Annotated in this window: 1 pseudogene; it reads right to left on the bottom strand. The window is 43.7% G+C overall.

The window, feature by feature from the left end:
- Positions 1-57: 57 nt before the first annotated feature.
- Positions 58-267 (bottom strand): annotated as a pseudogene (locus UF06_RS24005) (IS66 family insertion sequence element accessory protein TnpB); the annotation flags it as partial.
- Between the last annotated feature and the right edge of the window lie 236 nt (positions 268-503).

The following is a 503-nucleotide window of genomic DNA, read 5'->3' as shown; positions in this document are numbered from 1 at the left end:
TTCTAAAATCGACGCTTTCGCGATAGAGATAGATTTCGGGAGCACTGAGCATACGTTTCATGACAGCGCACCGATAAGTTCTGCAAGATAGGTCGCTGGCGTGCCTTGTGGGATGCTCAGTTCAACACTGTTTACAAGTAGTGTCATGTTGGCAACGACAGCGTGAATGGCTTGATACTTTGTGGTCTTTTCAACGACTTCTGCTCGGACAAAGCCTAGAGATACGTCAGTTTTATTGAGTTGCTGACGCTTGGCATAGAATGTTGAGGAGAAGTGGACTTTTACAGAAATTCACATGCTCGGAACAGGGCAACCATTTTGTTTTGTTAACTTCTAGATGAATAGTTGAGTTTCTGTCTTGGGACCACTTCTCACCACAGGGCAAGATCATGAACATTTCTTGTACAACGCAAGGTTAAATTTGACCTGAAGCACGGTCTGTGATCTTATGCTCTTCTTTTGGGGAGCGACCATGAATATTAATACCATCAAAGCGCATTTCA

The organism is Vibrio sp. S234-5 (genome assembly GCF_000960595.1).
In the GTDB taxonomy this organism is placed as follows: domain Bacteria; phylum Pseudomonadota; class Gammaproteobacteria; order Enterobacterales; family Vibrionaceae; genus Vibrio.
Note: the sequence above shows the minus strand (reverse complement) of the source record. Positions and strands in the feature narration are given on the sequence as shown.